This is a genomic window from Methylobacterium sp. E-065, from assembly GCF_022829605.1.
GTDB lineage: Bacteria > Pseudomonadota > Alphaproteobacteria > Rhizobiales > Beijerinckiaceae > Methylobacterium.
Window position 1 is genome coordinate 1 of record NZ_JAKSYD010000292.1, and the last position, 354, is coordinate 354.

The window sequence follows — 354 nt, forward strand, 5'->3', positions numbered from 1 at the left end:
CGGCACCCTGCCCGCGAATGCGGCCATATTCGCGTGCTAGTGGTCGCTGGACGACACACTCCCCGTGCAGGGGAATGTCGGCGCCGCTCCGCACACGGTCAGCGTCATCTTCTCGAACGACGCGGACGTCGGCCCGAGCAACGGCCGGAACCCGTACCAGGTCGTGGCCGGCGTAAACGGCGTTGCTGTGGCCGACAGCAGCCTGACCTTGCTCAACCCCGGGCCCCAGGCATTCGCCGTCCCAGGAACGGCTGCGAGCACCGGCGCCCCGGCGACGACCACGGTGGGCACCGGCCCGGACAAGCTGGTGCTGAAGCTCAGCGAGGACGCCTACAAGGGCGATGCGCAGTACAC

Annotated in this window: 1 pseudogene; it reads left to right on the top strand. The window is 69.2% G+C overall.

Annotation, left to right across the window (positions count from 1 at the left end):
- Positions 1–64: 64 nt before the first annotated feature.
- Positions 65–354 (top strand): annotated as a pseudogene (locus tag MKK84_RS33190) (hypothetical protein); the annotation flags it as partial.